The organism is Hadarchaeum sp. (SeqCode) (genome assembly GCF_049969415.1).
GTDB lineage: Archaea > Hadarchaeota > Hadarchaeia > Hadarchaeales > Hadarchaeaceae > Hadarchaeum.
In genome coordinates this window covers 1-8,104 of record NZ_JBMFOX010000041.1, presented here as the reverse complement: position 1 = coordinate 8,104, position 8,104 = coordinate 1, and the positions used below count along the sequence as shown (strand labels likewise).

Below are 8,104 nucleotides of genomic sequence, written 5' to 3'. Positions count from 1 at the left end.
AAGAAAGAAAAGCCTTGTGCTTTTTCTTTCGGTTTCGCTCTTGTGAGCGAATATCCAAAGAAAGCTGTGGAATGCGCGAAAGCGTGATGGGGGAACTCTGAGTGGTCTCTTTCGGGAGACCTTTTATGGAGTCTAATACGCTCCATGAATAAGGAGTGGGTAAGACCAGTGCCAGCCGCCGCGGTAATACTGGCACTACTAGTGGTATCCACGTATATTGGGTCTAAAGCGCTCGTAGCCGGCCCTCTAAGTCATTGGTGAAATCCTTCAGCTTAACTGAAGGAAGGGCCTATGATACTATTGGGCTTGAGAGTGGGGGAGGTCAGAGGTACACTTGGGGTAGGGGTTAAATCCGTTAATCCTAGGTGGACCAGCAGTGGCGAGGCCTTTCTTTGTAACAAACATTTGTCAAAAAGAAAGGTTCCACAAAAGGCGTCTGACCAAAACACGTCTGACGGTGAGGAGCGAAGGCTAGGGGAGCAAACGGGATTAGATACCCCGGTAGTCCTAGCTGTAAATGATGCAGACTTGGTGTTGCAGCGACCTTGAGTCTCTGCAGTGCCGTAGCGTAGAGCCCTTTTTGAATATTAAGAGGGCTCAAAAAGGGTGCGCAAGTGTTAAGTCTGCCACCTGGGGAGTACGACCGCAAGGTTAAAACTTAAAGGAATTGGCGGGGGAGCACCACAAGGCGTGGAGGCTGCGGTTCAATTGGATTCAACGCCGGGAATCTTACTGGGAGCGACGGCAGGATGAGAGCCAGGCTGAAGACTTTGCTTGACAAGCCGAGAGGTGGTGCATGGCCATCGTCAGCTCGTGGTGTGAACTGTCTGGTTAAGTCCAGGAAACCGCAGAGTCTGTGAAGGGGTGAGAATGTTGAAGGTTAAACTTACACCTGAACTTGCATATTTGATAGGGATGTGGTCCACACGCAAGTGCAATATTGGGATTTGCGTGAGAGGAATGCCGCATGTAAGGGAATATTTTGTGAGGGCTGTCCTCAAGGCAGGATTAACTAGCCCTAGCAAGATACTTATAAGTGGCAAGAAGGCATATTTCTATCACTCTGGATACAAAAAGTTTTTTACAGATGTTGAGGAGGATATTCAAAACAGGTTCAAAAGCAAGAACAACTATAGTGCTGCATTCCTTGCGGGTATATTTGATGCTGCAGGAAGGATTCAGGAGAATGTGCCATTGGTAAAAGGCATTTCACTTGAAAAACAACTCTTGATCGAAAGATTGGGGTTTAGGTTAGTACGTAGTAAAGGATATTTTATAATAACACCTTCGGAAGAGTTTCTCAAGTTCATAAAACCCTACTCACAGGCTCTGCAGTCTGGAAACGAGCGAGACCCATACCCTTAGTTGCTACTTTCAACTCCGGTTGGAAGGCACTCTAAGGGGACTGCCCGCGTTAAGTGGGAGGAAGGAGTGGGCGACGGTAGGTCAGTATGCCCCGAATCTCCCAGGCTACACGTGGCCTACAATGGTTGGGACAACGGGTTGCAAGCCCGAAAGGGTAAGCTAATCTCTGAAACCCAACCCCAGTACAGATTGAGGGCTGAAACCCGCCCTCATGAAGTTGGAATGCCTAGTAATCGCGTGTCAGCATCGCGCGGATGGATGTGTTATGCATGTCCAGCGCAATGAATATGTCCCTGCTCCTTGCACACACTGCCCGTCAAGTCACCCAAGTGAGGTTTTAGTGAGGCGGCGGTTTCTACCGTCATCGAATTAGAGCTTCATGAGGGGGGCTAAGTCGTAACAAGGTATCCGTAGGGGAACCTGCGGATAGATCACCTCCGATAAAGGAAAATAAGCTAAATGCAAGGATGCTAACACCATATTCTACTGCTTTACCTATACTCTTGAGCCACATTCATGTGGGCCCATAGCTCAGTCCGGTAGAGCGCCCGCTTTGCAAGCACTTTCTTTAGGTGCACTTTCTTTAGGGTTGCCTAAAGAACCTGCACTAAGAAAATCTGGTGCACTTTCTTTAGGGTTGCCTAAAGAACCTGCACTAAGAAAGGTACCTTTTGGCCTTACTGAATGCATGTGCCAAAGGAAGCGCTCAAAAAAGCGGGAGGCCGCGAGTTCAAAAGCACCTTTCTTTAAAGAAGAAAGGGGTTGTGCATCTCGCTGGGTCCACTCCAACTCTCTCAGATGCCTGAGAGTTGTGATAAAAAATGGCATCTCACATCCTCATAATTATGTGAGGATGGAAATGAGGCTGAAGCGCATCCACTAAACTTTCTTCGAATACGAGTGATACCTGGAACTGCTATGCCTTTAAGTAGGCATTTGCTGTTGCACTAAACCATGCAGAGGATGGCTTGGCTCTGGTTATGGGCCGCGGCAAGCAGCGATATGCTCGGGGTAGGTGCATGCAACCTTTAAACCCGAGATTGCCCAGTACCCAGAGATGGGTTGAAACCCTGCGAAATGAAGCATCTGAGTAGCAGGAGGAAAAGAAATCAACTGAGATGGAGCTAGTAAGGGCGACTGAACGCTCCACAGAGTCAAACCGAATCTTCTAGAGGTAACTTTAGAAGAGATGTGGTACACCAATTCTATCCTATGAGCGAGCTGAAGTGAGATGGAACGCTCTGCGATAAAGGGTGATAGCCCCGTAAGCGTAGCTTGTGGGAGGAAGGTGTGTAGAGTAAGGCTCCCTGGGGGAGTCTGAAGATAGGGGTACCAACCTCTAAACCTAAATAGCAACCAGAGTCCGATAGCGGATTAGTACCGTGAGGGAACGCTGAAAAGCACTCCAAGACGGAGGGTTAAAAGCGCCTGAAACTGTATGGTGACACGCAGGCAGGGCATGAAAGGGCAGATCCTTACCGAAGCAACCATTCGAGAGGATGGGAGCGAGGTGAGGGGACCAGTGTCCTGTCTTCCTTCTCGAAGCAAGGGCCAAGGAGTTTAGGGTAGTGGTGAGCCGAAAGGCGGAGCGAAAGCAAGCCTGCGCAGTGTTGAACGAGGCAGGGCATCTGAAAAGGTGTGAATCACTATTCTAAGACCCGAAGCCAGTACGATCTAGGCGTTGGCACGGCGAAGCCGGTCTGAAAACTGGTGGAGGCCGTCAACTAGTGGTGGTCTATTCCCCTTAGGTGACCGACGTCTAGTGGTGAAAGTCCAGTCGAGCCTGGTAATAGCGGGTTCCTTCCGAAGCATGTCTCAGCATGGCGTCCCTGGAGATTGAGCAGGGGGTAGAGCACTGATCGAAAAGCACGGGATCGAAAGGTCCTACTTTTCTTTCAAACTCCGAACACCTGTTCATCGTAGAAGGGGACAGTCGGGTGCCCTGGGGTAAACCCGGGGGGCGTGACGGGAACGACCGAGACTTGGGTTAAGGTCCCTAAGAGCTGGTTAAGTGCTAAACGATAAGGAAGCCCCTCTCACAGACAGTTGGGAGGTAGGCTTAGAAGCAGCCAAGAGCCTTTTCTCAGTGAGAAAAGAACTCGCTGTTTCCTCTAAGCAACGCGTAATAGCGGACCAACCGAGAGGGCAGCTTCCGAAGATAACAGGGGCTAAACCAGCCACCGATACCCAGGAGTGCGCACTGTGTGCGTAATCTTGTAGGAAGGCGTCCGTATAGCACAGAAGTGGGGCCGTGAGGTCCCATGGAGCTGTATGGAATGAATATCTTGGTGTTAGTAACAGCAAACTTGGGTGAGAATCCCAAGCGCCGAAAGGGCACGGTTTTCTCCGCAACGTTCGTCAGCGGAGAGTTAGCCGGTCCTAAGTTGGAGGCCAATCACCTTCCAACGAAAGGGAAACAGGTTAATATTCCTGTGCCTTACAGGTAGGTGCGGCAACGCAAGACCCATTTCTGACACTTGGGGCTAGGCTGAGTAGGGGAGACCCTATCTAACCAGTATACAACCGTGGAGTCTCATTATGAGGAGAAGCGGTTCAAAGCTGGGAATGGTCCCCGTTTGGGGATTTGGTCAAGGCCTTGAGTCCATGAAAAGGAAAAGGGTAACGATCCTGTAAGACCGTACCTAGAACTATTACAGGTGCCCCTGGCTGAAGAGGCCAAGGCGTGGCAGGAGAACTCAGGCAAGGGAACTCGGCAAACTAGCCCCGTAACTTAGGAAGAAGGGGTGCCTGTCCTTGTAGTTGAAATATATTGCATGGGCAGGTCGCAGTGACAAGGGGAGAGCGACTGTTTACCAAGCACCTTTTCCTTAGAAAAGGGTGGGTAAGAAACACAGGTCCCTGCAAGGTCGTAAGGCTGTGTACAGGGGCCGATGCCTGCTCACTACCAGTACGTGAAAACCCGGTTCAACGGGTCTAAGCGCTGGCAAAGAGCGGGGGTAATTCTGACCCTCTTGAGGTAGCGTAATACCTCGTCGCTTAATTGGCGACTTGCATGAAGGGCATAACGACTCTCCTGCTGTCCCTGCCTGGGACCTGGTGAACTCGTCGCTCGGTGAATATACCGAGCTCTCCCAGTGGGAAACGAAGACCCCGTGGAGCTTCACTATAGCCTGTTGTTGAGGTATTGTTGCTATTGCAGAGCGTAGGTGGGAGCCTTAGAAGCACTTCTTCCGGGAGGTGTGGAGGCGAAAGTGTAACACCACCCTCTGGTGACGATACCCCTTACTCCGAAAGGAGGACAGCTGCAGGTGGATAGTTTGGCTGGGGTGGTACACCCTCGAAAAGGAAACAAGGGTGCCCAATGCTCGACTTAGGCGGGTCAGAAAGAGCTTTTCTTTCGGTGCGCACGAGATGATCAAGATCCGTGCTTTCCAAAGAAAACTTCAAAAAAGAAAGGCTTTGGTTTGAGCTTGCTACTCTAACCAGAGTGCTCATGAAAATCCGCCGGTAAGGGACAAGAACAAATGTCGGGCTGACTGTGTTCCTAAAAGCGTGGAACGCAGAGGCGAAAGCCGGGTCTAGCGAACCTAGGCATCCCTTTTGGTGAGGGTCCTAGCTGTCAGACAAGTTACCCCGGGGGTAACCGATTGGTCGCGGGCGAGAGTACATATCGACCTCGCGGTTTGATACATCGCTGTCGGCTCAGCTCATCCTGGTGGTGCATAAGCCACCAAGGGTCGGGTTGTTCATCCGTTAAAGAGCTACGTGAGCTGGGTTCAGTACGTCGCGAGACAGTACGGTAGTATCTACTGGGAGTGTTGCCGCGTGAGGGGAAGGACCATTTAGTACGAGAGGAACGATGGTTCGGAGCCACTGGTGTACCGGTTGTGTCAAGCATTGCCGGGTAGCTACGCTCCAGGCTGATAAGACCTGAACGCATCTAAGGTTGAAGCAGCACCCAAAACGACGCGGTTAAGGCGCCCATAGCAGATGGGTTTGATAGAGTGGAGGTGTAAGCTTAGAGCTTCGGCGATTTGCGAGCCTACCACAACTAAAGCCTTTTGCAACGAGTGCCTACTTAAAAGCAAACCAATATCACTTGTGTGTATAGATTTAGTGGATGCGCTGCCTAATCATTCTAGTTTTATTCTTTAATGGTGAAAGCAACCATTCCAATGAATATCCAAAGCCAATATGAAAATATTCTTTCCACAAATATTGCGCTTAGGACAATTGCTGGTGAGTAGCCGATAAGAGAAAGCAACCCAGTACCTGCACCCTCAAAAAATACTAGTCCCCCAGGAAATACAGAGAACATAACTGCAAAATATGAGATAGAGGTTATGCTTGCACTGAGCTCAAACGGTATTTGGATGCTAAAGTATGCAAGTATTGACCAGTATCTGATGAAGTTCAACATCCAGAGCAGTACGGAAAGCATGAACAATTGCAAAAAGCTCTTTTTGTCATTTAAAAGTTCTCGTGAATGCAGAAAATATCTCTCAGTAAAATCGCGCAAGTGTTTTGATGGAACAAGAGCCAGTATGAATGAATGCAGGGAATGATTTGTAAGGAAAACCACAAGAAACAGTGCCAAAATCAGGAATGCAACAGGAAGGTATGAATTGGATAGCACTGATACTATACCTAGTGAAGCAAAGGCAAGCACAATTATGTCAAATATGCGTTCAATGACTATGGATGAGAGTGACCTCTCTTTTGATATTTTAAGATATTTGTGAAACACGAACACCCTGGCCAGTTCACCAATAGCCCTGGAAGGTGAAATAAATGCTATAAGATGACCTATGTTATAATGTAGAAAAAAGTCTTTCAATGGTTGGCTCGAGCCGCAGATTATTCTGAACCGTACACTTTGTAATATATACTCTATTAATGTAATCAAAAGCCATACACTAAGTAGATGGAATGGGATCGAAAAAACCACCTTAACAAATTCACCTATGTCAAGACCAGAAAATACAGAGATTATGTATAAGCAAAACATGCCAAAGAGTAATAAAAACAGTGTTGTAATTGCAGACCTCACTTTATGCACTCACCCATAACCAATCATCTTTAGAAAGCGGTCATATACGTCTTTTATGTTAGATTTTATATATTGGTAAATCCCTCTCTCATAAAAAACATAGTACATTATGGGCAGGTATATTGCAGTAAACAAAAGCAAAAGGATTAATGTCCAGTCAGTTGTCCATGCCCATAGTACTGCAATTAAGTACACTAAGGGGATTAAGTCTTCAAGTATCTTCTTTAATGAGAGGGCCTTTGAAAGATACATCAAGAGAACAAAATTTAGAAAATAAGAGAATGATGTTGCATATGCTACCCCTATTATACCATAGCCCAATTGTATGAGATAAATGTCAAGTATTAAATTTGTCAAGCCGGCTATGACTGTTGATACTGTTATAAGGAGCTCCTTTCTTTTTGCCACTACATAATTCGAGATGGGGCTTAATGTTATATTGAAGAAAGATGCAACTGCAAGAACACCAATAACTGGGATTGCATCACTGAATGCTGGGATAAAGTAGTTTATTATATAAGGTGAGATTAGTACTATTGCTGCAATAGGAAACACCATTAAGAATGCTGAAATACCTGAGAGCATATCAAGGTAATACTTAAGCTTGTGCTCTTCACCTGCAGCCTTGTACATACGTTGGCCAACCGGAGCTACTGTAGACCCATAAGTACCATAGATTAATGAATTCAGGGTAGTTGCAACACCATATATACCCAGTGCCGCCGGACCGAGCATGACAACTGCAACCAGGCTATCGATCTGCATGTAAAGTGTGTTTGCAATTGAAGTAATAAAGAGCCTGAGGCTGCGTTTTAGCATGGCAACAAAATCGTTCCATCTTTTTATCACATAATCCCATTCAAACAAGATTTTATACTTACTGTAAACCCCTCTGTAAAGAAAATACCGTACAACAAATACTATGAATAACCCTGCCACTGCACCAACAAAGCCGTAAAAGTATGCCAGCATAACTGTTATTACCAAATCCAAAACAACCTTTATTATCTCAACAAGGCTTGATAACTTAAACTTCCCAATCGCTTGTAAATAATTTGCCATGTTTGCAGTGTTAATCATTACCGGAGTAATAAAAGCCAGTAATATAAGTGAAAGCTTAAACTCCAGTGAATAGTGTGAGAGTGCTGTAAACATAATTAGGCCAATGCATACCACAACTGATGCTATAAACCCCCAAGACTGCAGGAGCTTTTGTGCTCGCACTGCACGCTCCAAATCCGTTTCATGGAACGATGCCACTTCACGGTACGCTTCAGAATTAGTGCCAAGGTATACATAAGTACTGTAATTGTTTAGCATTATGATTACATTCCTGAGACCCATCGCAGTAGGGCCGAGTATGGCTGCAAGTATGAGTTCTCTTAAAAAACCAAAGCTGCGTTCTGTAAAAAAGGCCACTGTTGTTACGATTGAATCTTTTATTATTGGGCGCACGTTATTATAACCTATCATAAAATTATATTACTATCAGCCACTTGAACTGATATTTAATTCTCTTGATGTGATATGTATTTTATTTATTTTGCTTAATCAAACAATTATAGCTATCATCTAACATTTTACCCAATAGAGTTGCCTCATCATCAGAGAGATTAAGAGCGCCTAACATGTCTGGTTTACATTCAAGTGGAATCTGGTTCAGATAATACCGAACTACCATCTCTTTTCTCTTTTTTGGGCTTATTCCATAATGCTTATCGTTCATAG

General features: G+C 46.3%; 3 protein-coding genes, 1 tRNA gene and 2 rRNA genes. 3 read left to right on the top strand and 3 right to left on the bottom strand.

Annotation, left to right across the window (positions count from 1 at the left end; translation table 11 throughout):
• From ACP5PX_RS06965 to ACP5PX_RS06955, 3 genes are all read left to right on the top strand, one after another.
• A 16S ribosomal RNA gene (locus tag ACP5PX_RS06965) occupies nucleotides 1-1,805 on the top strand; the annotation flags it as partial.
• A gap of 80 nt (nucleotides 1,806-1,885) precedes the next feature.
• A tRNA-Ala gene (locus ACP5PX_RS06960) sits at nucleotides 1,886-2,148 on the top strand.
• A gap of 152 nt (nucleotides 2,149-2,300) precedes the next feature.
• Nucleotides 2,301-5,400 (top strand): 23S ribosomal RNA (locus ACP5PX_RS06955).
• Nucleotides 5,401-5,470: 70 nt separating this feature from the next.
• On the opposite strand, the gene ACP5PX_RS06950 is transcribed toward ACP5PX_RS06955, so the two are convergent.
• From ACP5PX_RS06950 to ACP5PX_RS06940, 3 genes are all read right to left on the bottom strand, one after another.
• Nucleotides 5,471-6,376 carry a lysylphosphatidylglycerol synthase transmembrane domain-containing protein gene (locus ACP5PX_RS06950; RefSeq protein WP_428085248.1) on the bottom strand — a complete coding sequence of 302 codons (906 nt, stop codon included), beginning with the start codon at nucleotides 6,374-6,376 and terminating at the stop codon, nucleotides 5,471-5,473.
• 9 nt (nucleotides 6,377-6,385) lie between these two features.
• A complete protein-coding gene (locus tag ACP5PX_RS06945) occupies nucleotides 6,386-7,831 on the bottom strand; it encodes an oligosaccharide flippase family protein (RefSeq protein ID WP_428085247.1) in 1,446 nt (481 codons plus the stop codon).
• A gap of 79 nt (nucleotides 7,832-7,910) precedes the next feature.
• A partial coding sequence (locus ACP5PX_RS06940) for a hypothetical protein (RefSeq protein WP_428085246.1) occupies nucleotides 7,911-8,104 on the bottom strand: 194 nt, incomplete at its 5' end.